Origin of the sequence: Acetobacter garciniae (genome assembly GCF_017377735.1) — a bacterium.
GTDB classification, from domain to species: Bacteria; Pseudomonadota; Alphaproteobacteria; order Acetobacterales; family Acetobacteraceae; genus Acetobacter; species Acetobacter garciniae.
Genome location: NZ_JAFVMH010000001.1, coordinates 1 through 25716, shown reverse-complemented (window position 1 = coordinate 25716; position 25716 = coordinate 1). Strand labels below are relative to the sequence as shown.

Sequence of the window (25716 nt, the reverse complement as noted above, 5' to 3'; positions counted from 1 at the left end):
ATCCTGCCACCGGCGCAGGGGTGGGGGAACTAGGACGCATGCTCATGCGGCAGGCGCAGGGACTGGAAGTGGATCACCTGCTCCTCGTAATCGAGTTCCTGCTGAAGCTTCCATTCCGTCTGGTCGTTGATCTCGCGCCGGGCCACCATGGCGCGCATGAGCTGGCGTTCGGCCCGCAGGACCTGCAGGCGCAGGGCCAGTTCCTCACGCGCGTGGCGCACGGCGTTGGCGCGATCGGCATCGTTCATGTGCAGATCGGCACTTTCTTCATCCAGCCGGCTTTCGTAAAGCTGGATCATCCGCTCCGCCACGTCGCGCCGCACCGCGTCGTCTACGGCAAGGGGTTGCGCCTGCGTGCCCGCTTCAGGCTCGGCCGTGGTGTCGTGGATCTTGCGCAGCACCGCCAGGGCCGTACCGATCAGCTTCTGGCGGGCCATGTTTTCCTCCTGCGCTGCGGTATCCACCAGTTCGGGCGGGATGAAGCGCAGGCACAGGGGAATGGCGATACTTGCCCCCAAAAGCGAGAACACGATCACCCCCGCGGCAATGACCACCACCGCCTCACGCGCGGGGAAGACATCCGTCCCGTCCAGCCCCGATGGCAGGGACAGCACGGCCGCCAGCGTCACCGCACCGCGCACCCCGGCAAAGGTCAGCAGCAGGCTGGCGGCAATGCCGGTCTGCTGGTAGGGCCTGTGGCCGACATGGGCCGCCACCCACCGGCCGGACATGCACAACCACACGCCCACCATGCGCATGGCCAGCATGATGCCGTAGATTTCGGCCACCAGCACACCGTACTGCCACAGGGCGGCATGGCGCATCTGCATGACGGTGGTGGCGCTGGACAAGAGTGCGGGCAGTTGCAGGCCCAGGAAAAGAAAGATCAGCGCGTTGAACACGTAGCTGATCATGATCCAGACCGTATTGGCCTGCAGGCGGGTGGTGGTCGCGGCTTCCTCGATCGCGCCGGACAGCTTGAACACCATGCAGCCCGCGACAGCCGCCAGAATGCCCGAGCACTCCACCGCCTCCGCCGCCGCATAGGTCAGGAACGGCAGGAGCAGGATGAAGACAATTTGCGAACGCCCGTCTTCCAGCCCGCGGCGCAGCAGTTCACGGTTGATGCGGGCCGCAGCCCACGCCATTGCCCCGCCGATGACAAGCCCCCCGAGCGAGACAAGCAGGAACGAACCGAACGCCTGGCGGTATGAAAATTCCCCCGTCAGCGCGTCGGCCATCGCAAAGCGGAAGCACACAAGGCCCGATGCGTCGTTGAACAGGGCCTCCCCCGACAGAAGCTGCAAAAGCCTGACCGGCACATGCCTGCCCTGGATCAGGCTGGAGACCGCGACCGTATCGGTGGGCGAAAGGGCGGCCGCCAGCGTGAAGCAGACCGGCAGGGCCAGGAACGGCACGATCCAGTGAATGACATAGCCGCAGACCAGCGTGTTCAGCACCACAAGCCCGAAGGCCAGGAACAGGATAGGCCCGCGCAGGGCATTGAATTCGCGCAGGGGCATGCGAAACGCATCGGCGAACAGCAGGGGGGGCAGGAACACGAACATGAACAGTTCGGAATGCAGCCCCACATGCACGCCGCACAGGGCCGCCCCCACCCCCAGCACGATCAGGATCAGCGGCTGGGGCACCTTGCGGCGGAACAGCGTGACCAGCAGGCTGCTGACAGCCGCCAGCCAGAGCAGGAGCAAAATGACTTCAACCGTCAGCATCGTGCCCGTTTCCTGCAAGGGTGTTCTATCGGCTACACACCGCTATCAGAATGGAGGACCGGCGTCACCTCGGGCGGGTGCAGCACCTCGCGGGCGACAAGCCGTTGCAGCCAGTCCGCGAAAACCCGCACCCTTGCGGACAGATGCCGCCGGTGCGGATAAAGCAGGGCCATGGGCAGCGGGGCCGCGCGCCAGGCAGGCAACACTTCGACCATCTGCCCTGTCTTCAGATAGGGCCGTACATCGTAATACGGGATCTGGACCAGCCCCAGACCCGCCAGGCAGCAGGCGATCTGGGCTTCGGCACTGTCCACCGTGACACGGCCCGGCAGGTCCAGCGTGCGGGTCTGGCCTGCGTCCTCCCATTCCCATTTTTCCACCCGCCCCGTGCTGGCCGATGCGTAATGGACGATCTGGTGCCCTTCTGCCAGCAAGTCGGTCGGGCTGTGCGGCACGCCGTGGCGCGCCAGATAGGCGGGTGCGGCCACGTTCACCAGCGTCAGTTGCCCCAAAGGCCGGGCCACCATGCCCGATATGCGCAATTCCCCCACGCGCAGGGCACAGTCCACCCCATCTTCCACCAGGTTGACGGGCCGGTCCGTCACCCCCAGGTCCAGCGCGATGCCGGGATAGGTGGTCAGAAAATCCCCAAGGGCGGGGGCGACCACCAGCCGCCCGATCCTGACCGGCAGGCTGACGCGCAACCGGCCGCGTATGCGTTCATGCCCCCGGCGGAACAGGCTTTCGGCTTCTTCCATATCAGCCACCAGGCGCAGGGCGTGCTCGTAAAAGGCAGTGCCATCGGGGGTGGGGGCCACGCTGCGTGTGGTGCGTGTCAGCAACCGCACGCCCAGCCGGGATTCAAGTTCCTGCACGGCGGTGGAGACACTCGAACGCGGGAGGCCAAGCGTTTCGGCCGCGCGGGTGAAGCTTGTGGTCTCAACCACGCGGGCGAAAATGCGTAAAAGGTCGATCCGGTCCATGCCCTGGCTCCTGTTGCCGCCTTATGGCCCCGCCATTGTTCGTGTTTTATGACATATCTTATCATGATTAAGAGATTTATCTGGAAATTTCGACTGATATAGTCCTAGCAGACTGATCGGACGGGTGCCCGAAACCAAAGCCCCGCAGCCAGTCAGGCACGGAACACCAGGAACAGGAATACGAACATGGTCGATCACAGCCTTGCAGGCAAAACCGTCCTGATCGCCGGGGGTGCGAAGAACCTTGGTGGCCTTATCGCCCGGGACCTGGCCACCCATGGGGCCGGCACGATTGTCATCCACTATCGCAGCACCCACAATGCGGAGGACGCCCAGGCCACCCTGCGCGCGATCGAGGCAGCAGGCGCGCGCGGCATCGCCCTGCAAGCGGACCTGACGGCAAAAGGGGCCGTGGCAAAGCTGTTCGCGGATGCAACAGCCGCCGCCGGGCCGCTGGATATTGCCATCAACACCGTGGGCAAGGTGCTGAAAAAGCCGATCACCGAAACGACGGATGACGAATACGACGAAATGTTCGCCGTCAACACCAAGGTCGCCTATCAGTTCATACGCGAGGCAGGCCAGCACCTGCGCGATAACGGCAAGCTGCTGACGCTGGTGACTTCGCTGCTGGGTGCCTATACGCCGTTCTATTCCACCTATGCGGGGTCCAAGGCGGCGGTGGAGCATTTTACCCGTGCGGCATCCAAGGAATTTGGCGCACGCGGAATTTCGGTCAACGCCATCGGCCCCGGCCCGATGGACACACCCTTCTTCTACGGCCAGGAAGCGCCCGAGGCCGTGGCCTATCACAAGACCGCCGCTGCCCTTTCGCCTTTCAGCAAGACAGGTCTTACGGATATCACCGATATCGCCCCCTACGTGCGCTTTATCGTATCCGAAGGCTGGTGGATGACCGGGCAGACCATTCTGGTCAATGGCGGCTACACCACCAAATAAGCCCAATGCCGCGTATTCCGCCCCCTGGAGGGGGGAGAGAAACCGCTCCCCCGGAATGGGGAATGCGCGGCCGTTACCCGCATTCCCACCGCCCTGCTGCTCCGCCCCCTGCCGCTGTTGCGTCGAGGCAACAGCCGCGGGGTGGGGCTGCATTTTTCATCGGAAAGGGATTGTTATGATATAATATAACATATACACGGACGGCTAGTTCCACTTCTGACAAGGCCGCCTGCCCCATGATACGCCGCGCTCCCGGTCTTTTTTTCTATTCGTCCATCCTGGGCGGCCTGTGCCTTGCAGGCGGCTCGGGTGTTGCGCAAACACCTGATACCCTGCTCAAACCCGGCCACGCCAAGCAGACGCAGGGCCAGACAGGCAGCCAGACGGCGGCCCAAGCGGGACGCCGGACAACCGGCCAGATACAGGGCCAGGCGCAGGTTACGCACGTCACCACCCCCGCGGCAAAGGGGCGCCCCCAGACCACGACCGTTACGACCGACAAGGCGCATGATGCGCAACAGGTGATCGTGACGGCCCATCTCGATCATATGCGTGCAACCCTGTCGCCCACCACGGGGGCAACGGTGTACAGTTTCAGCCGCAAGGCGCTGGAGACCATTCCGGGCGGGGACAACGCACCGCTGAACCAGGTACTGCTGCAGGCCCCCGGCGTCGCCCAGGACAGCTATGGCCAGATCCATGTGCGCGGGGACCATAACGAGGTGCAGTTCCGCCTTGATGGCGTGCAGTTGCCCGAAGGGCTGAGCGTGTTCGGCCAGGCGCTGATGACCCGCTTTGCCGACAACATGTCCCTGACCACAGGGGCCCTGCCCAGCCAGTTCGGCTTTTTGCAGGCAGCCGTGGTGGATATCACCACCAAGACCGGTACCACCAATGGAGGCGGCAACCTTTCCATTTACGGGGGTGCGCGGGATTATTTCTTCCCGTCCCTGCAATACGGTTTTCATAAAGGGAAGTGGGACTTCTTTGCCACGGCCGACTTCGTGCATGACCGTGTGGGTATTGAAAACACCATGCCCACCTTCAATGCCCTGCATGATTTGAGCAACCAGTACCATTTCCTGGGCCATGCCCGCTACACGGCGGATGACGACACGCGGATCAGCTTTATCGCGGGCGTGTCCAACGCGGAATATCAGCTTCCCAACAATCCGGGCCAGCAAACGCAGTTTTCAATGCCGTCCTATTCCGGCAGCGCACTGGCCCAGCAGTTGGCCGGCAGCGGCGACAGTGCATCGCTCAGCGAACATCAAAAACAGATCACGGATTTTGCCATTCTCGCCCTGCAGAAGGAAATAGGCCCGTTCAGCCTGCAAAGCTCCGTGTTCACCCGCTACAGCAGCCTGCGCTATTCCCCCGACCCGCTGGGGGATCTGGTCTATAACGGCATTGCCCAGAATGCCGCGCGTTCGGTTTTTTCCACCGGCACGCAGCATGACGTGACATGGCGGGCGGCACCGGAGCATACGGTGCGTTTCGGCTTCCAGGTTTTTGTCGAACGCACCATTTCCAAGACCATCTCCTCCGTTTTCGCCCAGGACGGGGTGGATGGTGACGGCAACCCCGTATTCGGCACGCAGCCCGAGACCATTCGTGACAGCAGCGGCAAGACCGGCATGGTATACGGCGTGTACGGCCAGGACGAATGGCAGCTTACCCGCAACCTGACCCTGAATTATGGCCTGCGCTTTGACGGGGTCAGCGAATATACGTCCGAAACGCAGTTCAGCCCACGTGTGAACCTGGTCTGGAAGCCGTGGAAAGGTGGCGTTCTGCACGCGGGTTATTCGCGCTATTTCACGCCCCCGCCGTTCGAGATAGTTTCAAGCTCGTCACTGTACAAATTCGCGCAAACCAGCGCCGCACCCGCCAATTATCGCAACAACACGGTGCGCGCCGAACGCGACCATTATTTTGATGCCGGCTTCGAACAGACCTTGCTGCCCGGCTGGCGGATCTCGTTCGATGCGTATTACAAGCTCGCCCACAACCTGATCGATGAAGGGCAGTTTGGCGCACCAATTGTCCTGAGCGGGTTCAATTACCGGCGCGGGCAGGTGAACGGCTACGAATTCAGCACGTCTTACGAACGCGGACCGTTGTCCCTTTACGGAAATTTTGCGTGGTCGCGCGCCATCGGCAAGGATATTACCAGCGCGCAGTTCAATTTCGACCCCGACGACCTGGCCTATATCCAGAACCGCTGGATCCATCTCGACCACGACCAGCGCTGGACCGCCTCGGCCGGTGCTGCGTATACGCTGTTCCACCAGACGCGCTTTCCGCTACGCCTGTCCGCCACCATGGTCTATGGCAGCGGCCTGCGGGCAGATGGTGCCGTGCCCAATGGCGTGGCACTGACACCTTACGCCACGGTCAATTTTTCCGTCGTGCAGACCATTCACGACACATTCGGTCATCGCTGGCCGGGTGATACGCAGTTGCGGCTGGATGTCACCAACCTGGCAGACCACACCTACCTGCTGCGTGACGGCTCGGGCATTGGCGTGGGCGCACCGCAATACGGCCTGCGCCGGACCATTCTGTGCGGTGTGTCGCAGGGGTTCTAAACATCACCGCCCGGCATCGCGCCGGGCGGTTTAACGTAGCGTTAAAGCCGACCCACATTACCCTTACCGGAGCAGGTCCAGCAGCACCGGCCATACCGGATGGTCCCACCCATCCGGCACGGCCAGCGCGGGCAGATTTCAGGCCGCAGCGACGTCGCCCAGCGCGGCCTTGAGCTTGGCTTCCGCCTCGGGCGAGAGCGAAGTGCGGATGATCCGGGCATGGCCCTTGAACTGCGACAGATCGGCCAGCACCTTTTCAGGCTGCGACTTGCGGACCAGAATGAACAGGGCCGAACTATTGGCCGGAATGGTCTCGCTCAGCGATTTGATAAACCCGTCATCGATCCCGTAATCGGACATCTTGCCTGCCAGCGCGCCCGAACCCGCGCCAACCGCGCTGCCGATCACGAAGCCCGCCAGCGGGTTGAGGCACAGCATCCCCACCAGGACACCCCAGAACCCACCGGAGACAAGCCCCCAGGACGCCCCGGCCTTTTCGAGATTCAGGCTCTGGTTCAGATGCACCTTGCCCGCCCCGTCACGCGTGACGACAACCGCGTCTTCCAGGTCGAGCAGATATTCCTTTTCCAGCGCACGACATTCATTCAGCACTTTTGCTGCGTCATCGATATGGTCGAACCCCAGAACTATCAGATCAGACATGCTGCCTCCTTGAACCCCGGTTTCATCCCCTTGATAAAACACCCGCAGGTTGATGGCTCTTTTCGATATGGTGATCAATGGGTGCTTGTCCATACCCATGTCCCGCAAAGTCACGCCCGTATAACTGGCACTGCTTCAAGACTATTTTATAAATAGAATATTTATTTTTCAGATATACAGATCGGGAATGAACGGGACAAAGAACGGACTTTACCCTTGTCCTCACATTCATATGGCAGAATTGGTCCATATGGGCCACGCATAACAGACCGGCACGCAGGGCCCTTGCCGTGAGCCCTGCCGGGCCGAATACTTTAAAAATATCACTTGAGTTCAAGGAGGTTTACCTATGAACACGATTTACAAGGCCGCATTGGCCGTAACGCTGGGTTTCGGCCTGGTCGCAGCAGCCCCCGCCATGGCCGCCGATGTCGCACCGGGTTCCGTGGCGCAGGCTCCTGTCGGCCCGGGCCCGACGGTGGATAACGCGTCCGTCGGCAATATCGCAGGGCTGATGTATTACTGTTACGCCCACGATATCGATGACGACACGACCGTGCGCTCCCTGGGCCGCTCGCTCGCCAAGCGCAGCGACGTCACGTCCGACCCGACCTATGGCATGGGTGGCGCTGGCCTGCTGAGCGTGGGAACGGACCAGACCGTGGACCTGAACAAGGCCGATAGCGATATCCGCACCGCCACATGCGCGCATGCGGCCCAGCGCGGCATTACGCTTGATGACGGGTCTTTCCTGGTCCCGTAAGAGCAGGCCGCACAGGCTCTTTACCCCCATGGCCCGGCCCTTCGAATGGGCACCGCGCCATGGGGCACGGCAACAGGGTTACCGGCACTTTACCTGCACGGGCCCGGGCTGACGCCCCCTTCCGAATTTTTCCTGATTTCCGCCGGTCTGCGGCCTGTGCCTGCGCGAGTCTTTTATTCGCGCCAGAGCGGAAACTTCCTCCCCATGACAGTCGTTGAAGGCTTACCCCTTCTCAACAACGGGAGGCTTCCATGACATTTCTGCAAACGGTTACAACCGCCATCAGCCAGGTTGGGGATTTTGTAACGGCTGCCGCCTTCGACAAGTCAGGTCTGCTGACAGCCCTGAACGAAGTGCTTGGCCCCATTCCCCGGCCGGACAGGCCCAGCAAGCTGGAACAGCGTGCGCAGGCCGCTGGCATGATCGGGACCATACGCCGCTGGCAGGCTTCCCCCAAAAGCCCGCCCGCCACGGAACGGGAAGTGCGGACATTCTTCCTGCCCGAGGAACTGGACCGGTTTTCCGACCAGACGGGGCTGACGGATACCGCAACGATAAGAATGGTGCGCAAGCTTCTGCCGCTATGCGTGCGGCTGCGGGCTATTCATGACCCGTCGCTCAAGCCCCCGGCCGACCCGGACGAGCAGTTGCCTGCGGCATGACGCGCCCATGCGAAGGGTCGGGGGGTGCTGGAACGGCTGCTGTTCCGGCAGGCAAATGGACGAAGCTGGAGGCAGGCTGCCGGGCGCAGGTGGGGAATACACTTCCCGCCTGCGACCTTGGCATATGGGCAGGCCGCGGCCCGCGGATAATCCCGCGGATAGTCAGGGCAACTGGCGCAGGGACCACGCACCGTCGGGTTCGGGGGCGGCACTGAGCGGAATGGCGTTGGGCAGGCGGACATTGGCGGGCAAGGCCATGGCCGAGCGCAGGGCCCGGAACAGCGCGCCATGGGCGACGATCAGCGGCTGGCCGGGCTCCTGGGTTGCGCGGTTGACCGCCCCCACGGCGCGTGCGCGCAGCACGTCGAACGATTCTGCCCCCGCTGGTGTGTAATGACCCGCGATCCAGTCATCGTACCAGGTGCCTATGGGCTGGCCTTCCTGTTCGCCAAAACAGACTTCCGCCAGATCGTCTTCGATCGTCAGGGGCATGACCGGCAGACCGCGGGCAGCCAGTTCGTCCCGCACCACGTTGGCGGTGCGCAATGCGCGTTCCAGCGGGGAGGATACGATGCGCGCAATCCCCAACCCGCCATCGGCCCGGCTGGCGCGCAGGGCCTGTTCGATCAGTTGCCCCGCCGTTGCCGCCTGTTCCAGCCCGGTTTCGTTCAGCGGCACATCCGTGCGGCCCTGCGACAGGCCCGCGCGGTTCCAGTCGGTCTGTCCGTGACGCAGGTACCAGTACGGGCGGGGGGAAAGCTGGCTCATGACACCTCAGTCAAACAGGGAGGAAACGGAACTCTCATCCGCCACGGCGCGCATGGCGCGGGCCAGCAGGCCGGAAATGGTGACCTGGCGGATATTGCGCGCCGCGCGCACGGCGTCGGTCGCCTTGATGCTGTCTGTCAGCGTCAGCATTTCGATCGGGGAATCGGCCACCCGTTCGACCGACTGGCCCGTCAGCACGCCATGGGTCACGTAAGCACCGACCGAGGCAGCGCCCTGTGCGGCAATGGCGCGCGCCGCATTGCACAGCGACCCACCGCTGTCGATGATGTCGTCCACCAGCAGGCAGTGGCGGCCACGCACGTCGCCAATGACATTCATGACCTCGGACACGCCAGCGCGTTCGCGCCGCTTATCGATAATGGCCAGGTCCGTGTTCAGCCGCTGGGCCAACTGGCGGGCACGCACCACGCCCCCCACATCGGGCGAGACGATCATGAGATCGCGATCGCCGTACTGGGCGCGGATATCGCGCACGAACAGCGGGGCCGCGTAAAGATTGTCGACCGGGATATCGAAAAAACCCTGGATCTGCATGGCGTGCAGGTCCAGCGTCAGCACGCGGCTGGCACCGGCTTCCACCAGCAGGTTGGCCACCAGCTTGGCGCTGATCGGCGTGCGCGGGCCGGACTTGCGGTCCTGCCGGGCATAGCCGAAATACGGCATGACCGCGGTAATCCGCTTGGCCGAGCCGCGCCGCAGCGCGTCAAGCATGATCAGCAGTTCCATCAGGTTGTCATTGGTGGGGGTGCAGGTGCTCTGCACGACAAAGACATCCTCGCCACGCACGTTTTCGTGGATTTCGACGAAAACCTCCATATCCGCAAACCGCCGGACGGTCGTATTGCACAAAGGCAGGCCAAGCTCGGCAGCGACGGCCTCGGCCAATGGCAGGTTGCTGTTACAGGCGACAATTTTCATGACAAGGAGGGTTCCCGGCCTCAGATGTTACACAAGGTACAGACTTAGGACACTGCAAACCGGGCGGGTTTAGCAACCAAGCCACCTCTTGTCATCCTTGCTTCTGGACAGGGCTGTCTTCTGCCACGCCAACGTGGCACAAATGCCGCGCGCGCCGGCAGGCCGGACATCCGTCGGCTGTCGCCCTGCCCTTGCGCCACCGCACGCAGTTCTTTACTCTGGCCAGCCTGACATGAACGACACGCCCGCCCTGCCGCAAACGCCATCAGCCCCCGACACGATACAACCCGTTCTGCGGCTGGTGCCCCAAGGCGGGCTGTCCTATTTCTGGCGCGCGCTGAACGATATCGCCCAGGGCTTCCATTACCGCATGCTTGCCCTGACGCTGGCGTGGCTGGATATCCGGCTGCGTTACCGGGGCTCCATTCTCGGGCCGTTCTGGCTGACGGGCACCACCACCATCATGGTCGCGGCCATGGGGGTGCTGTATTCCTACCTGCTGGAAGTGAACGTACACCAGTACCTGCCCTTCCTGACCTTTTCCATCGTGCTGTGGTCGCTGGTAGCGGGCGTGCTGCGTGAAGGCTGCACGGCCTTTACATCGGCCACCCGCCTTATCCATTCCGCGCGCATGCCCTATACGCTGCATGTCATCCGGGTGCTGGTGCGCAATATCCTGGTTTTCGCACATAGCGTCCCGGTCGTGCTGGGCGTGTTCCTGTGGTTCCACGTAAGACCCCACCACCTGGCCGCATTGCTGCCCGCGACCGCCCTGTGGCTGGTGGACTGCTTTTTCGCCATCATGCTGCTGGGCGTACTGGGCGCGCGCTTTCGCGATACATCGCCGATCGTCGCCAGCCTGACGCAGATCGCCTTTTTCGTAACCCCTGTCATCTGGGCACCCCAACTCATGGCCACCGGGCAGAACTGGCTGCTGCTTGACCCGTTCTTTCCCCTGATCGAAATCCTGCGCGCCCCCTTTACGGGCGATATCGTGCAGGTGGCGGTCTGGCCCGCGGCGCTGGGGTGGTCGGCCCTGCTTGGCCTTGTCACCTTCTGCCTGTTCGCCCGCATGCGTACGCGTCTGGCCTACTGGGTATAAGGCGATGGCAGGCATAGATGTCCGTGACCTGGAGATCACGTTCCCGCTTTACCATGGCGATGCACGCCACCTGCGCGCCATGGGCGAACTGGGGGCGGGCACGCGTTTTGCCCATGACGCGCGCAACCGCGTGGTGGTGCAGGCTTTGCGCGATGTCAGCTTCAGCCTCAAACCCGGGGACAGGCTGGGCCTGATCGGTGGTAACGGTGCGGGCAAGACCACGCTGCTGCGTGCGCTTGCCGGCATTTACGAACCCGTGGGCGGCAGCGTGACCATACGCGGCACCATAGGCTGCCTGCTGGACCCGCAACTGGGCATGGACATGGAACTGACCGGGCGCGAGAACATTCGCCTGCGCGGGATGTTCGCGGGGCTGACGCGCCAGCAGATCGCCGATGTAGAAGACAATGTGGAGGAGTTCGCGGCCCTGGGCTCCTTCATGGACTTGCCCATGCAGACCTACAGTTCGGGCATGACGGTGCGCCTGTCCTTTGCGCTGGCCACCGCCATCATGCCCGACGTGCTGCTGATGGACGAATGGTTCATGGCCGGGGATGCCGCCTTCCGCGCCCGGGCGCGCGCCCGGCTTGAAAGCCTTGTCTCGGGTGCGGATATCCTGGTCCTGTCCAGCCACATGTCGGACATCATGGCCGAATGGTGCAACCGGCTGATCTGGCTGGACGGCGGGGAAATCCGCATGGATGGTCCGACACAGGCCGTGCTCCACGCTTATGAAAACCGCTCCTGACCAACATTCGGGAAAGAGCGCGCCACCCCACCGACAGGTCCGTTTGCTACAAGCCTCTCATGCCTGTCTTTCAGTGCTTGGGTTATTCGCATTATGCGACAGACGTGACATAGTACAGCCCGTCCTTCACCTTTTGTGAAGGATTGTCAGACGGAGCCCGCATGACCCGGCCTACCCCGCCCGGCAGCCGTAACAAGGCCTGTTTCACGACCGGCAGCATCATGCGGCATGTGCTTGTCATGGCGGGTACGGGGGCCATAGGGCTGATGGCCGTGTTCGCGGTCGACATGCTGAACATGGTCTATATCAGCCATCTGGGAAATACCGCGCTCAGTGCGGCCATCGGCTTTGCAAGTGCCATCATCGGCTTGCAGATCGCGGTCTCGATCGGCATCACCATCGGGCTGAGCGCTTCCACCGCGCGCGAAATCGGGGCCGGTCGCTGCGCGGAAGCCCGGCGTATCGCGTCATCCGCCATGGCGGTCATGCTGGTGCTGACAGCCCTGCTGGGCGTGGGCACCATGGTATGGGCCCACCCCATCCTGGCCCTGTTCGGGGCGCGGGGTGAAGCGCTCGATGCCGCCAGCGCCTATCTGCGCGTAGTCAGCCCCGCCCTGCCCCTGATCTGCGTGGGCATGGGCACCTCCGCCCTGATGCGGGTGGTGGGCGATGCCAGGGGTTCCATGAACATTACGCTGATGGGGGCTGTGGTTGCCGCCATACTCGACCCGCTGCTTATTTTCGGCCTGCATGAAGGGCTGATGGGGGCGGCCATCAGCACCGTCCTGTCCCGCCTTGTGGTGGGTCTGGCGGGGCTGCGCGGCGCATTGGCGCATAATATGCTGACCCTGCCGCGCCTGCACCGTATCGGGCCCGACACGCGCCGCGTGGCCAAGGTGGCGCTGCCCGCGGTCCTGACCAACCTGGCCACACCGGCAGGGGGCGTTTATGTCACGCGCGCCATGTCGGGCTTCGGGCTGGAAGCGGTGGCGGGCCAGGCCTCCATCGAACGCATGATCCCTGTCCTGTTCGCACTGGTCTTTTCCCTGACGGGCTCGGTCGGGCCCATCATGGGGCAGAACCTTGGGGCGGGGCGGCATGAACGGGTCACGCAGACATTGACGGCGGCCCTCAAGCTCGTGGTGCTGAGCGTTGGCGTCACCTGGCTGGTCCTGGCCTGCGCGCAGGGTATCGTGGTGCAGCTTTTCCAGGCCCATGGCAACGCCGCCGCCCTTATTCACCTGTTCTGTTCATGGACCATGGGCAGCTATTTGTTCGTAGGCATGCTGTTCGTGGCGAATTCCGCCTTCAACAATCTGGGCTTTCCGCTTTATTCCACCGCCTTCAACTGGGGCCGCGCCACGTTGGGGACCGTGCCCTTCGTGATGATGGGTGCGCGTTTCGGCCCCCTTGGCGTGCAGGCGGGTCAGGCGCTGGGTGCGATCATTTTTGGCACCCTGGCGGTCTTGACGGCTTTTCGCGTAACACGGAACCTGAAGGTGGTGCGGGCCGGTACGCCCACGACACCTGATACTGTCCCTGTTTCCGATATTCCCACCACCAGTGCGGAAGCGGCCATGGCCGAACTGGACGACGTGGAGGGAACCCCTACCTTCTACTCTGACGACAGGAAGAACCACTATGTCCAGGCTGACGACTGAAGAACGCAATGCCCTGCCCGATGACGCCTTTGCCCTGCCCGGGCGGCGCTACCCGATCCCCGATGCGGCGCATGCGCGCGACGCACTGGCCCGGGCGAGCGAAATGCTGCACCGGGGCGAACTGACACAGGACGAATACGACACGATCCACCGCCGCGCCGAAGACGTGCTGCGCCGCGAGAGGATGTAACGCCCACTCCATGCTGAACCGGCTTTACGCCCGCGTCATGCGGCATGCCGCCAGCCCCCATGCTGCATGGTGGCTGGCGGCACTTGCTTTTTCGGAAGCGAGCTTCTTTCCCTTGCCCCCCGAAACACTGCTTGTGCCCATGGTGCTGGCGAACCGTGAAAAAGCCTGGCGCTACGCCACCCTTTGCACCCTGGCCAGCGTCGCAGGCGGGCTGCTGGGCTGGCTGATCGGCGCGGTGCTGCTCGATACGGTGGCACGCCCGATTGTCCATCTGTACCACGCAGAAGCCACGCTTGCGACATTGCAGGAAAAATTCCGCCAGTGGGGGGTGTGGATCATCCTTGTCAAAGGGCTGACCCCCATCCCCTACAAATTCGTCACCATCGCCAGCGGCATGGCACATTTCGCCATTGCGCCGTTCATGCTGGCCAGCCTGGTCACGCGCGGAGTGCGGTTCTTTCTGGTGGCAACACTGCTCTGGCGCTTCGGGGCCCCGATCGAGCGCTTTCTCGAACGCCGCCTGCCGCTGATTACCGGCGCGTTCGCGGTCCTTCTCATCGGGGGATTCCTGGCCCTGCGTTACCTGTAGCCCCCCGGGCCGGTTCGAAAATCCGGGCAGGTCGCAACCCGTGGGTTGGCTTTTGCCCGGTTCGCCCGGGCCGCCCACGCCCAAAGCCTTTGCCCCGGGCCATTGGGCCGCCCACTTTGCGTGTTGGCCCTATGCACGGTCCTGATACCTGCGCGCATGCGGCGCGGGACAGGGCCGAGCGGTCACCGCTTGCGTGCGGGAAGGTTCTCGGGGCAGTTAGAAAACACTTTGCATGTCTCCAGAGCGAATATGGGAGAAAAAACGGACATGGCTTCACAGATTGCTGTCATTACCGGGGCTGGTTCGGGCATCGGGCGGGCCGCGGCGCTGGCGCTGGGGCGCGCGGGGTTTGACATAGCCCTTCTGGGCCGCAACAAGGCCCGGCTGGACGAGACCGCACGCGATCTGACCCGGCACGGCATACGCTCCCTGGCGATAGAGCAGGACGTGGCAGATCCCCAGGGCGTGCAGGACGCGGCCGAGCGGATCGAGCATGAGCTGGGCCCGATTGCCGTATGGGCGAACTGTGCGGGGGCCACCGTTATCGGCCAGACCGCCGTACTGGCCCCGCAGGACATACGCCGCGCCACCGAAGTCACCTATCTGGGAAGCGTGTATGGCACGCTGGCGGCCCTGAACGTCATGCGCCGCCGGGGGCAGGGCACAATCATCAATCTCGACCTAGCCCCCGCCCTGCGTGGGCTGCCGCTCCAGGCGGCGGAAAGTGGCGCGCGCGCCGCCCTGCGCGGGTTCTGTGCCAGCCTGCGCCCCGAACTGCGCCATGACGGAGACCGTATTCGCGTGGTCATGATCGACCTGCCCGCCATCAACACCCCGCGTTACGGCCTGACCCGCAACAGGACAGGCAAGCGGCTGAAGCCTTATGGCGCGGTGTACGAGCCCGAAGTGGCGGCCGAGGCCATCTGCCGCGCGGCCTTCGGGTCGTCCCATTCGATCTCCATCGGGTTGGGCGCCCTGCTGGACCCGCTGCGCGCCCTGGTGGCCCCGTTCTACCGCGAGGCACGCCTGGCCGATCACGGCTACAAGGCGCAGATGAGCTATGACTGGACGGAAGGCACCCAGCCCGACGGCCTGTACGAACCTGTTGCAGGGGCGTTCGGGGCGCATGGCCCGTTCGATGAAAAATCCCGCAGGCTGGACAGCCCGCTGAGCATTTTCGTGCCATCCAACCTGCGGGCAGGCCTGTTCGGGGCGCTGGCTGCCATGGCGCTGGCAAGCCTTGCAGGACATATGAAAAAATCCCGCAAGGACTGAACGGCCACGATCCATTCGGCCCCACATTCCGCCCTTTGGAGTCCGCCATAACAAGGATGATTACAAAGGCGACGTGCGGGGCTGCGGATACCCTGGGGACACAGGGCTACCTTCGAAAAGAGCCATTCTGCCCCGGGCCTTCTGACGCGGGGCAGTATCAGGGGTGGTGGAACAACCCCCCGCCCCATACCCACCATGCATTATGGGCATCGGCCAGGCGGTCCGCCGCCTGGCTTGCGGCTTCCGCACTGGGGAACAGGCCGAAGCAGGTCGCCCCCGAACCGCTCATGCGTGCGATCAGGCAATCGGGCTGCCCCGCAATATCCGCCAAGGCGGTGCTGATCAGCGGGCAAAGTGCGCGGGCCGGTGCTTCCAGGCTGTTTTCCAGGGCTTGCAGCGTTTCGGCCATGGCCTGTGCATTGGCCCAGGATTCGGGAAGGTCGGCACGCGGCACAAACCCGCCCTCGCGCCGGCGGAACACATCGGGGGTGGAGACCCCCTGCCCGCAATTGACCAGCACCATGCCGCAATCGGGCAAAGCGGGGGCCGGGCTCAGTGTTTCGCCAATGCCTTCCATGCGGATTGTCTGGCTCAACAGGCAGACCGGCACATCCGCCCCCAGTTTTTCAGCTTCGGCCAGCAGCGCGGCCTGCGGGGCATCGATCCGCCATGCACGGTCGAGCAGGCGCAGGGCTGCGGCGGCATCGGCCGAGCCACCCCCGATCCCCGACGCCACGGGCAGGTTTTTCTCCAGCACCAGACGGCCGCCGCGCACATCCGCCCCCGGCCCCGCCAGCCCGCGCAGGGCCGCCGCCGCTTTCATGACCAGGTTGTCAGGCCCCGCCGCCGCATGCCCCAGCACCTGGCCAAAGCGCCCCTTCAGTTCCAGATGCAGCGGCTCGGGCCCGGGTTCGTAGCGCAGCACGTCCCCCGCCTGGGCAAACACCACCAGGCTGTCGAGCAGGTGGTAGCCGTCCGGCCTGCGGCCTGTCACATGCAGGTACAGATTGATCTTGGCCGGAGCGGCCTCTGTCAGCAGGGCGGCGGTCACAGCGTGTGATTTCCTTTTTCAGACTCGGGTTGTGTCTTGTCATCGTTCTGGGCAACGCCGGCGCGGCGCAGCGCGGCGCGAATCCGCTCTTCATCCGCGGCATTCGGGTGCAGGCCCAAAGCCATGTTCCACTGGTCCACGGCTTCGGTCCGGCGGCCGACCCGCCAGTAGGCCTCACCCAGATGGTAATTGATCTCCGCATCCTCGGGCGTCAGTTCAGCGGCTTTTTCAAGCAGGGGCATGCCGCCCGCAAGGTCGCCCTGTTCCAGCAGCGCCCAGCCCAGGCTGTCGGTAATGGCGGCGTCCTGCGGGGCAAGCTGGTGCGCCTTGCTGAGCAGCCTGCTGGCCTCGGGCAGGTTTTCACGCCGCTCCGCCATGGAATAGCCCAGGAAATTCAACAGCATGGGCTCGTCCGGCGCGTAAGCCAGCGCGGCACGCCCGTCATCACGCGCATGGGGCCAGTCGCCCGCCTCGTAATAGGCGCTCGCACGCAGGAACAGCAGGGTCCAGTCCGTGTTTTTCTGTGCGGTGCCAATGTCCAGGGCGCGGGTATAGGCGGCGATCGCGCCCTTCCAGTCCTTTTTCTGCGCAAGGGCGTTGCCCAGGGCACGCTGCACCACGACCTGCCCCTGGGCCTGCCGTGCAAGGGCGGAGAGCAGGGTCACGGCCTCGTCCACCTGGTCGGATGAGGTATCCATCACCGCCAGGCGCAGATTCGCCACCGGGGCCAGCGGATCGTCCGGGGCGATATGCTGCAAGGTGCGGCGGGCGGCGGCGGTATAGCCTTCCTCATCCTGGATTTCGGCCAGCATCAGCCGGGCGTCGGCCTGCGCGGGGTCCATGCCGAGCGCAAAACCCAGCATCAGCCGCGTGGCTTCATCGATCTGGTAGCGATTGGCGGCCCCTTTCATCGGGTCCGTGCCGTCACGCCGTATCTGGTCATGCGCCTGTTCCCGCAGCAGGAACGCCGTCAGCACATAGGCACGCGCGATTCCCGCCCGTGCGGTGGAGACGGGAAAACGCGCAATGGCCGCCTGCAACCCGGGTCCGGCCAGGGCCAGCACCGCATCCGAACCGATCTGCGCGCGCAGCAGGTCGCGCGCCTGGCTGTGCTTGCCCTGCGACCACAGCCACGCCGCGTAAGACCGCGCCAGCAGCAGGTCACCCGCAGGCATCATCTTATGGGCCTGTTCGAACAGGATGCCGGCCTGGGGCTGCAAGCCGCCTGCATGCGCTATAAGGCCCGCATGCGTCGTATAGAACGGCACCAGCACGGACCCCTGAATGGAGACAAGCCGCGCAATGGCTTTATCCGCATGGCCCTGGGCCTGTTCGCACCACGCCATGAGCAGGGGCATGATCAGATGGGCAAGCGGGTCTATCTCCGCCTGCCTGTAGTACCGCACGGCATCCGCCCACGCCCCGCGGGAGAGCGCATCATTTCCCAGCACAAGGGCTGCGATAACGCTTTCGCGGCCTGCGGCATCGCCCGATTTGCGTGCAAGCTGCACGGCCTGCGGATCCCCCGCCATGACACTGCGCACAAACGCCTGCTTGAGCAGGTTGTCATTTCCCGGATCTGTGCGCAGCGCGTCGCGGAAAGCCTGGGCGGCTTCGGGGTCATCCCCCAGGCGGGCGGCCACGATCGCGCGTAAAAACGCCCCCGAATCGACCGTGCCGTCTGTGTTCGCGCTTTTCTTGGCTGATTTCAGCCCCGGTTCGGCATGGGGCAGAGCCGTTGTCGCAACTCTCAAGCCCGCCCTGCTCACCATAGCCGGAATAGCCGTGCCTGACGCCAGGGCACGCGGGCCGGCCGGTGCCAACGCGGCCCCGAATGCTGCGGACAATGCGAAAACCATAGGCAAAAGGCGACAAGACAGCATAAGAACCCTTTAATGCTCGAACAGCGGCAACGGACCGCCCTGTGGCCGCCCCTGCCCCCGTGTGGCCACAAGCCAGCCGCCCCCGAACGCGATCCGGCCCCGGCGCGAGGGAACGCGATGAACGGCTCCCTTTTCTCTACCGCGCTGGAGCCAAACCGCCAAATACTGTGGCCCGCCGGCCGTCCTGTGATAGGGTCGCACTGATGGAAGCCGAACTGTCCCTGCTGCGCCTTTATACGGAATGGGGGGTGGATACCGCCGTGGCGGACACCTCGGCCGACCACCGCCGCGCCGTGAGCCACCCCCTTCCCCCCGTGGGGGGGCGCGCTACCTCGGCGCCACCCGGCGAGCGCGCGCGTCTGGCGGACGGGGCGGCGGCCTATGCCCCCGACAGCGCGGACCACGCCCCCCGCCCTGCGGGAATGCCGCATGGTCTACCCCTCGGGATGCCGACCGCATTACGCGGAGAGAACGCGCCATCCGCCACGCCCCAGGCCGGGGCCAGTGTTGCGGATGCCATTACCCTGGCCCGTCAGGTCGCGGCCCGGGCCGACAGTCCGCAGGCCCTGGCCACGGCCATGGACCGGTTCGAGACATGCCCCCTGCGCGCAACAGCCATGCATACGCTGATTCCGCAGGGACCGATGCAGGCCCCGCTGATGCTGATCGGTGAAGCCCCGGATGCTGATGAGGACCGTAGCGGGCAGGTTTTTGCAGGTTTGTGCGGCACGCTGCTGGATGAAATGCTGGCCCCCCTGCCCCTGGCGCGCGCCGACCTGCTGCTGGCCACTGCCCTGCCCTGGCGGCCACCGGGCGGGCGCCCCCCTTCGGATCTGGAACAGCGCGTGTGCCTGCCGTTTCTCGAACGCGCCATAACCCTGTTCGCGCCCCAGCGCCTGGTGCTGTGTGGGCGCATGCCCGCCACCATGCTGCTGGACCGCGACACCCCGGCACGCCGGCAATGGCAGGCTCTGGACCTGCCGGGCCTGCCCCCCTTGCCCGTGCTGTGCATGCGCCACCCGTTGCAATTACGCGCCAGCAGCACGGCCCGCCGCGAGATATGGCAAAGCCTGCTCATAATCATGCAGAGCCTGCGCCAGGGTGGCTGAAAACAGCGGTTTTCCAATTTGTAATAAGATGCGCACTGTAACAAACAAATACTGCATTCTTGCCCAGGAAATACCGAGGAAAAACAAAGAACTCCCACAAAGATGGCAAAATTGTTGCACAATGCGGCGTAACATTTTTTGAAACGCCGTCCCGGATGCTTGATAACAGGAAACTTGCTTTTTCGGCGTGAAGCGCCTAGACCCCGCCAGCCATGCGAGCGATAGGTCAAATTCCTCACCAGATCGCGGCAAGGGCCTTTATGGCCGGTGCCGCCCTGTTGGCCAGCGCTTCCGTCAGCGTGACGAGAGCCCATGCCAAGCCCCCGGAGAACGGGCACGAACCGCACAGCGAAGAGCTGGCCATGGTTCTGCCACGTCCGGCTTTTCCCGAAGGGGATGATCTGGCCCTGCCCAAACCCCTGCCACCCGATGTGGCAGCGCAGATCCGCGCCATTTTCCAGATGCAGCGCCAGGGCGCTTTCGCCCAGGCCATCAACAGCACCACGCATCTGACCGATTCCACCCTGCTGGGCGAACTGGAAGCGGATCGCTACATGAACCCGGCCTACCACCCCAACGCGACGGAACTGCGCAACTGGCTGAAGCAGTACGTGGGCTATGCGGATGCCCCGGCCATCTGGGCCCGCCTGGCCGCCTTGGCAGACCGGGGTGGCCCGATGCCGCCTGCCCCCTCCCCCGAACGGCTTGCCCCCCAGCACGCCGCATTGGCGGTGGACCCGCAGGCCCATGACTTCACCCGCAACCCCCTGCTGGACCGCACCCTGCGCGAACGGGCCACCTGGGGGCAGAAAGGGGCCAAGAGCGCGCTGCACCTGATCAGCACCACCCCGGGCATGACACCGGCCTATGCCGCCCAGTTGCAGGCCGAAACCGCCCAGGCCATGCTGGCCTTGGGGGAGACGGAACTGGCGCTGGATATCAGCCGCACCGCCCTGGACAGTTCGCACGGGCAGAACGCCCTGGCCGGGTTCCTGGCCGGGCTCGCCCTGTGGCAGAGAGAGGAATATGGCGCGGCCATTCCCTTCTTCGAAACGGCAGCCCACGCACAGCATGCCAGTGCGGACACGCGCGCGGCCTGTGCCTACTGGGCGGCCCGCGCGCATGACAAGGTCGGCAACGCCCACAGCCATCATATCTGGCTGCAGCATGCCGCCGTATTTTCCCGGACATTCTACGGGCTGCTGGCCGCCAACACGCTGGGCACGGAAGCGGCCAGCCGCAAGGCGGCCGAAGCCCGGGCCAGCGCCAGCCACACCCCGCGCGGCAGCCGCCTGGCCGGGTTCGCCCCGCTGGAAAATGCTGCAACGGACAGCACCACCAATACGCCCTCAAGCCCGGTCCTGACCGAAATCGATATCGAAGCCGTGGGGGCCACGGATGCCGGGCGCCGCATTTTCGCGCTGTTGCAGATCGGTGAACGCGGCATGGCCGAAGACGCCATGCGCCGCATCTGGCCCACCCTGCATGACGTGACCCTGGCCCGCGCCTTCCAGCTTGTCGCCCAGGCCGGGGGCCTGCACGATCTTGCCAGCGAAATGGCCGAGGCCCAGCGCACGCACGCCGCAAACGCACAGGGCCAGGACGACGCCCCCCTGCCGCAGCTCCAGCCGCGCCATGGCTTTACGATGGACCCGGCCCTTGTCTATGCGCTGGCCCGGGTGGAATCCAATTTCGACGCCCATGCCGTTTCGGGGGCCGGCGCGCACGGGCTGATGCAGATCCGCCCCATTACGGCGGATTTCGTCACCAGCCCGTCACCTTCGGCCATGACGCACCGCTTCGAACAATCCGCCTCCGCCCTGCACGACCCGAGCCTGAACCTTGAAATCGGGCAGCGCTACGTGCAGTACCTGGCGGAACTGACCCGCCAGGCAAGCCACACGGATGCGCGCGGCGGCGATATCATCCGCCTGCTGGCCAGCTACAATGCCGGTCCCTCCGCCCTTGCGCATTGGGAAAGTGCGGGCCCCACGGCCGCCGACCCGCTGCTGTTCATCGAGCTTCTGCCCAATACGGAAACGCGGGATTACGTCCACCGTACCCTGACCTATCTGTGGCGCTATGCCGCCAAGATGAAGCTGCCTGCCCCGTCCCTGACCGCACTGGCCCACGGCACCTGGCCCGATTTCGCGGATGAAAAGGCCCTGGCCCAGACCGTGCATTAAGCCCGCCGGGCAAAGCTGCTTTGACAAACAGGTAGCCTCTGCCATTGGGCTGGGGACTCAGCCCCCTACCGTCACCAGTTTTTACGGAATAGCCCTACCGGAGCCTGTAGCGAGGGACGCCGGTCGATATTATCGCCCGAAGAAGCCAACTCGCGGCGCATCCGGGCCGGGTGACTTCATGCCGCCCATGGAGGCCATGAGCCTGCGAACTCCGTCGGCAATCCCCTTGAAAACGCCCTGAAGAGCTCCTGACGCCAGAGCGGAGCACAATGGACCAGCCTGCGCGTGGCGGCCCATTGCAGTGCCTGCAAACAGTCTTCCTCAGTTTTCCGCCAGGGCTTGCCTGCTGGCGCGCACGCGCGATACGCGGCGGCCTTCCACCTCCAGCACCTCGAACAGCCAGCCTTCATAGGCCACCTTGTCCCCCACTGCGGGCACACGGCGCAGCAGGGCCAGCAGCAGGCCACCCAGCGTATGGTAGCTGCCTTCCTCGGGCAGCATCCGCAGGCCAAGGCGGTCTTTTACCTCATCGGCGGATTCAGCGCCGTCGAGCACCATGATCGCGGGGGGGACCGGCGTTGTGGTGGTCTTGTGCGTGATATGCTGCAATTCGTGCAGGGTCTCGCCCACGATGGCATCGAACAGGTCCGAGGCCGTCACAATGCCTTCGAATGCGCCGTATTCGTCAAACACGAAGGCCATGCCAAGCGAAATACCGCGCATGCGCTCGAGCATGTCCAGGGCCGAGATACTGTCGGGCACCACCACCATGGGCCGCAGCCCGGCCTCTATGGAAGCGGGCATGCCGTCCAGCACACGGTCGAGCATGTCCTTGGCCAGGACGACGCCCACGGGATTGTCCACCCCGCCTTCGCACACCACGATCCGGGCATAGGTGCTCTGCTTGAGGGCACGCACCAGGGCTTCGCGCCCGGCATGGCGGTCTATCCAGTACAGTTCGTTGCGCGGGGTCATGATCGCGCGAACGGGCCGGTCGGCCAGGCGCAGCAGGCGCTCGATCATCGTGCGTTCCTCCTGCTCCAGCACCCCCGAGCGCGCTCCTTCGGCGATATAGGCTCGCAGTTCCTCTTCCGTAAGCGATTCATTGACGGCGTCACTCGCGCCCATCAGCCGCAGCACGAGGTTGGAGGACTGGCGCAACGCCCAGACGACCGGTCGTGCGACGGTGGCCAGGACTTCAAGCAGCATGGCCAGGCGCGATGCCAGGACCTCGGGCTCGCGCAGGGCAAGCTGCTTGGGCACCAGTTCCCCCACCACCAGCATCAGCGCCGTGATGGCGACAACCACGATCACGATCGAAAGCTGCGGGGCCACCGGGCCGATAACGGGAAGTTCCTGCAACAGGGGGGTCAGGTGTTCCTCGATCCGCACCCCACCAAACGTTCCTTCAAGGATGGAGACCAGCGTCATGCCCACCTGCACGGTCGGCAGGAAGCTTTGCGGGTCTTCGGCCAGGCGCAGGGCACGGTCCGCCCCGCGCACGCCCTGTTCGTGCAACCGGACCAGGCGCGGCTTGCGAACGGAGATGAGTGCCAGTTCCCCCATGGCGAAGACCGCGTTCAGGAGGGCGAGAAAGATGATGATAAAAATGGAGGAAATCATGAATGCAACAATATGGCCTGCAACGGGATGGGCTTTGCCCTGCCCCGGATGGAGCCGACAAAGATCGATACCGGGCAGAATACGGGATGAACCGGCCGGAAGCCAGAAGCGAAAGGTTGGCCTGCGCACCGGTCAGCCTCCCGTTTCGGCGGGGACACTTCATGCGGGAGCCGTATGCCTGCCCCACCCAGAAAGCGGACCAAAACGGTATGTTTTATCACGCAGCACATGAAAAAGGCGGCCCCCGAAGGAGCCGCCTTGCATAACCCGGCGCGATTCGCCCGATTCATAACCCCGCCTCACACCCGCTCAGCAACCCCGCAGGGCACCCGAATGGGGAAGCGGGAGGGCCGAAAGCCGCGCGCTATCCCCGCCGGGCGGGTGTGCGGCGCAGGGTTCAGTCAGCCGCCGTCGATTCCGCCGGCGTGCTGGCCGCAGGCGCTTCGTCATTGGCACTTTCGGTGCGAATGATCTTCACGCGCGGGGCCTTGGCAGGCTTGCTGGCCGCGATCGCTTCCATCTGTTCTTCAACCTGCTTGGAGAACACGTACTGGGCGGGACGCTGGTGGGCGAGCGAGATTTCCGGCGCCATGGGCTTTTCGGTTTCGGGGCCGAACAGGGCGACCTTGGCGATATGCCAGGGCCTGCGCACGGCATCCATCACGGCGGTGGATTCATAGCCCGAATGCACCATGCAGTCGGCGCATTTTTCGTAATTGCCGGTGCCGTAGTCGTCCCACTTGGTGTCGTCCATCAGCTCCTGGAAGGTTTTGGCATAGCCTTCACCCAGCAGGTAGCAAGGACGCTGCCAGCCGAACACGTTGCGCAGCGGCTTGCCCCAGGGGGTGCAATGGTACTGCTCGTTCCCGGCCAGGAAGTTCAGGAACAGCGGCGACTGCGTGAAGCGCCATTTCTTGCCCTTGCCCAGGCGGAACACGTCGCGGAAAAGCTGCTTGGTCTTCTGCCGATTCAGGAAGTGTTCCTGATCGGGTGCCCGTTCATAGGCATAGCCCGGTGCGGTCATGATCCCGTCCACGCCCATGGCCATCACTTCATCGAAGAAGGCGGCCACGCGCTTGGGGTCAGCCCCGTCGAACACGGTGCAGTTGATGGACAGGCGGAACCCGCGTTCCTTGGCCTTCTTGATGGCAGCCACGGCACGGTCGTACACCCCGTCCTGGCAGACGGAGGCGTCGTGCATGGTCTTGTCACCATCGAGATGCACATCCCACGAGAAGAACGGCGAGGGTTCGTACTCGTCCATCTTCTTTTCGAGCAGCAGCGCATTGGTGCACAGATACACGTATTTCTTGCGCGCGATCAGGCCGCGCACGATCTGCGGCATTTCCTTGTGCAGCAGCGGCTCGCCACCGGCCACGGCGATAACGGGCGCGCCCGCTTCGGCATCGGCATCGAGGCATTCCTGCACGGTCATGCGCTGGTTGAGAATTGCCGCCGGGTAATCGATCTTGCCGCAGCCCGCGCAGGCCAGATTACACCGGAAAAGTGGTTCAAGCATAAGCACCAGCGGATAACGCTTGCGTCCCGTGATATGCTGTTTGACAACGTAACTGCCAACCCTGACGGCCTGCATTATCGGTACAGCCATAAACCCCCGCTTTGGCGCCTTGCTTACGCCCTGTCGTGACTGAAGAAGATTATTCAGTATGCCAAAACAGCGCGGCCATGCCACTGCCGTGATCAGTCTCCTTTCGGCTCGGCCCGTTCAGGCTGGCCAGACAGACCCGGCAGTTCCAGTGCCACGCATATGTAGTCCTTGGCGTGCATATAGGTGGCCCGTTTTGTCAAGCTCAAGTCTTTTCCCACAACCGTTGCAAAAATGACACATTCGTAAGTCAGTTTTGTTTCAAAGCTTGCGTTCTTGTCGGATTCATTAAACCACAGCTCCAAGAGTTCGCGGTGTCTAGCGGCAAGGTGACGCGACGTAAGACACGTTGGCACGCGCGATACGCCAGCCCGGAACGCGGCAAGCCGGGTATGACGGTGTTTCGCCTGCCGCCTAACAAGAAGATGGAAACGATCGCATGGACAGGTCCCTCGATAAGAACGCCCCATCCCCGATTCCGACCCTTGGTCGTTTTCCAGCGCTGGACCGGGTCAGTTGCCCGCTGGATCTGCGGAACCTGTCGGTCGAGCAGCTCAAGCAGGTGGCGGATGAATTGCGGGCGGAAACGATTGACGCGGTTTCGACCACGGGCGGGCATCTTGGCGCCTCC

The 25716-nt window shown here is 64.0% G+C and carries 23 protein-coding genes; 13 read left to right on the top strand and 10 right to left on the bottom strand.

The annotated features are described in order from the left end of the window. Window positions 1–29 precede the first annotated feature (29 nt). Both J2D77_RS00110 and J2D77_RS00105 read right to left on the bottom strand, forming a co-directional pair. Window positions 30–1733 (bottom strand): Na+/H+ antiporter, encoded by a 1704-nt coding sequence (locus J2D77_RS00110; protein ID WP_207843927.1) that lies wholly within the window; start codon window positions 1731–1733, stop codon window positions 30–32. Window positions 1734–1765: 32 nt separating this feature from the next. Beyond that, window positions 1766–2716: a LysR family transcriptional regulator gene (locus J2D77_RS00105; protein WP_207843925.1), complete on the bottom strand. Its 951-nt coding sequence runs from the start codon at window positions 2714–2716 to the stop codon at window positions 1766–1768. Between the two features lie 186 nt (window positions 2717–2902). Between J2D77_RS00105 and J2D77_RS00100 the strand changes: the two genes are divergently transcribed. Next, complete coding sequence (locus J2D77_RS00100) at window positions 2903–3676, top strand: SDR family oxidoreductase (RefSeq protein ID WP_207843923.1); 774 nt, start codon at window positions 2903–2905, stop codon at window positions 3674–3676. A 236-nt stretch (window positions 3677–3912) separates the two neighbouring features. After that, entirely contained in the window at window positions 3913–6267 is a 2355-nt protein-coding gene (locus J2D77_RS00095) for a TonB-dependent receptor (RefSeq protein ID WP_230975368.1), read from the top strand. Window positions 6268–6405: 138 nt separating this feature from the next. Here the strand turns inward: J2D77_RS00095 and J2D77_RS00090 are convergent, their stop codons facing one another. Then, window positions 6406–6930, bottom strand: a complete 525-nt coding sequence (locus tag J2D77_RS00090; protein ID WP_207843921.1) for a DUF1269 domain-containing protein — start codon at window positions 6928–6930, stop codon at window positions 6406–6408. A 349-nt stretch (window positions 6931–7279) separates the two neighbouring features. On the opposite strand from J2D77_RS00090, the gene J2D77_RS00085 reads away from it, so the two are divergent. Together J2D77_RS00085 and J2D77_RS00080 are read left to right on the top strand one after the other, a co-directional pair. After that, window positions 7280–7693 (top strand): hypothetical protein, encoded by a 414-nt coding sequence (locus J2D77_RS00085; RefSeq protein ID WP_207843919.1) that lies wholly within the window; start codon window positions 7280–7282, stop codon window positions 7691–7693. Between the two features lie 251 nt (window positions 7694–7944). Then, window positions 7945–8355, top strand: a complete 411-nt coding sequence (locus J2D77_RS00080; RefSeq protein ID WP_207843917.1) for a hypothetical protein — start codon at window positions 7945–7947, stop codon at window positions 8353–8355. A 162-nt stretch (window positions 8356–8517) separates the two neighbouring features. Here the strand turns inward: J2D77_RS00080 and J2D77_RS00075 are convergent, their stop codons facing one another. Both J2D77_RS00075 and J2D77_RS00070 read right to left on the bottom strand, forming a co-directional pair. Further along, window positions 8518–9123: a histidine phosphatase family protein gene (locus tag J2D77_RS00075; RefSeq protein ID WP_207843915.1), complete on the bottom strand. Its 606-nt coding sequence runs from the start codon at window positions 9121–9123 to the stop codon at window positions 8518–8520. Window positions 9124–9129: 6 nt separating this feature from the next. Beyond that, window positions 9130–10062: a ribose-phosphate pyrophosphokinase gene (locus J2D77_RS00070; RefSeq protein WP_207843914.1), complete on the bottom strand. Its 933-nt coding sequence runs from the start codon at window positions 10060–10062 to the stop codon at window positions 9130–9132. A gap of 232 nt (window positions 10063–10294) precedes the next feature. Here J2D77_RS00070 and J2D77_RS00065 point away from each other — a divergent pair, with 232 nt between their 5' ends. The 6 genes from J2D77_RS00065 (at window position 10295) to J2D77_RS00040 (ending at window position 15627) form a co-directional block, all read left to right on the top strand. Then, entirely contained in the window at window positions 10295–11164 is an 870-nt protein-coding gene (locus J2D77_RS00065; protein WP_207843912.1) for an ABC transporter permease, read from the top strand. A 4-nt stretch (window positions 11165–11168) separates the two neighbouring features. Beyond that, complete coding sequence (locus tag J2D77_RS00060; RefSeq protein WP_207843910.1) at window positions 11169–11912, top strand: ABC transporter ATP-binding protein; 744 nt, start codon at window positions 11169–11171, stop codon at window positions 11910–11912. A gap of 161 nt (window positions 11913–12073) precedes the next feature. After that, window positions 12074–13573: an MATE family efflux transporter gene (locus J2D77_RS00055; RefSeq protein ID WP_207843908.1), complete on the top strand. Its 1500-nt coding sequence runs from the start codon at window positions 12074–12076 to the stop codon at window positions 13571–13573. Next, entirely contained in the window at window positions 13554–13763 is a 210-nt protein-coding gene (locus J2D77_RS00050) for a hypothetical protein (RefSeq protein WP_207843906.1), read from the top strand. The genes J2D77_RS00055 and J2D77_RS00050 overlap by 20 nt, the downstream gene beginning before the upstream one ends. A gap of 10 nt (window positions 13764–13773) precedes the next feature. Further along, window positions 13774–14352, top strand: a complete 579-nt coding sequence (locus J2D77_RS00045; protein ID WP_207843904.1) for a YqaA family protein — start codon at window positions 13774–13776, stop codon at window positions 14350–14352. Window positions 14353–14619: 267 nt separating this feature from the next. After that, the gene (locus J2D77_RS00040) at window positions 14620–15627 is read left to right on the top strand and encodes an SDR family oxidoreductase (RefSeq protein ID WP_207843902.1); all 1008 of its coding nucleotides are present in this window, start codon (window positions 14620–14622) and stop codon (window positions 15625–15627) included. A gap of 157 nt (window positions 15628–15784) precedes the next feature. Here the strand turns inward: J2D77_RS00040 and J2D77_RS00035 are convergent, their stop codons facing one another. Both J2D77_RS00035 and J2D77_RS00030 read right to left on the bottom strand, forming a co-directional pair. Continuing rightward, on the bottom strand, window positions 15785–16678 hold the full coding sequence (locus J2D77_RS00035) for a 4-(cytidine 5'-diphospho)-2-C-methyl-D-erythritol kinase (protein WP_207843900.1): 894 nt from the start codon (window positions 16676–16678) through the stop codon (window positions 15785–15787). Beyond that, complete coding sequence (locus J2D77_RS00030) at window positions 16675–18432, bottom strand: tetratricopeptide repeat protein (RefSeq protein ID WP_230975367.1); 1758 nt, start codon at window positions 18430–18432, stop codon at window positions 16675–16677. Before J2D77_RS00030 ends, J2D77_RS00035 begins: the two co-directional genes overlap by 4 nt. Before the next feature lie 332 nt (window positions 18433–18764). Between J2D77_RS00030 and J2D77_RS00025 the strand changes: the two genes are divergently transcribed. Then, a complete protein-coding gene (locus J2D77_RS00025) occupies window positions 18765–19670 on the top strand; it encodes a uracil-DNA glycosylase (RefSeq protein ID WP_230975366.1) in 906 nt (301 codons plus the stop codon). Window positions 19671–19905: 235 nt separating this feature from the next. Here J2D77_RS00025 and J2D77_RS17410 read toward each other — a convergent pair whose 3' ends face one another. Continuing rightward, entirely contained in the window at window positions 19906–20034 is a 129-nt protein-coding gene (locus J2D77_RS17410) for a hypothetical protein (RefSeq protein ID WP_269142502.1), read from the bottom strand. On the opposite strand from J2D77_RS17410, the gene J2D77_RS00020 reads away from it, so the two are divergent. Continuing rightward, a complete protein-coding gene (locus tag J2D77_RS00020; protein ID WP_230975365.1) occupies window positions 20033–21856 on the top strand; it encodes a lytic transglycosylase domain-containing protein in 1824 nt (607 codons plus the stop codon). The genes J2D77_RS17410 and J2D77_RS00020 overlap by 2 nt on opposite strands. Window positions 21857–22177: 321 nt before the next feature. Here the strand turns inward: J2D77_RS00020 and J2D77_RS00015 are convergent, their stop codons facing one another. Together J2D77_RS00015 and hpnH are read right to left on the bottom strand one after the other, a co-directional pair. Then, a complete protein-coding gene (locus tag J2D77_RS00015; RefSeq protein ID WP_207843894.1) occupies window positions 22178–23479 on the bottom strand; it encodes a hemolysin family protein in 1302 nt (433 codons plus the stop codon). Window positions 23480–23876: 397 nt separating this feature from the next. Further along, window positions 23877–25088, bottom strand: a complete 1212-nt coding sequence (gene hpnH, locus J2D77_RS00010; protein WP_207843892.1) for an adenosyl-hopene transferase HpnH — start codon at window positions 25086–25088, stop codon at window positions 23877–23879. Window positions 25089–25524: 436 nt separating this feature from the next. On the opposite strand from hpnH, the gene J2D77_RS00005 reads away from it, so the two are divergent. Beyond that, a partial coding sequence (locus J2D77_RS00005) for a 1-deoxy-D-xylulose-5-phosphate synthase N-terminal domain-containing protein (RefSeq protein WP_207843890.1) occupies window positions 25525–25716 on the top strand: 192 nt, incomplete at its 3' end.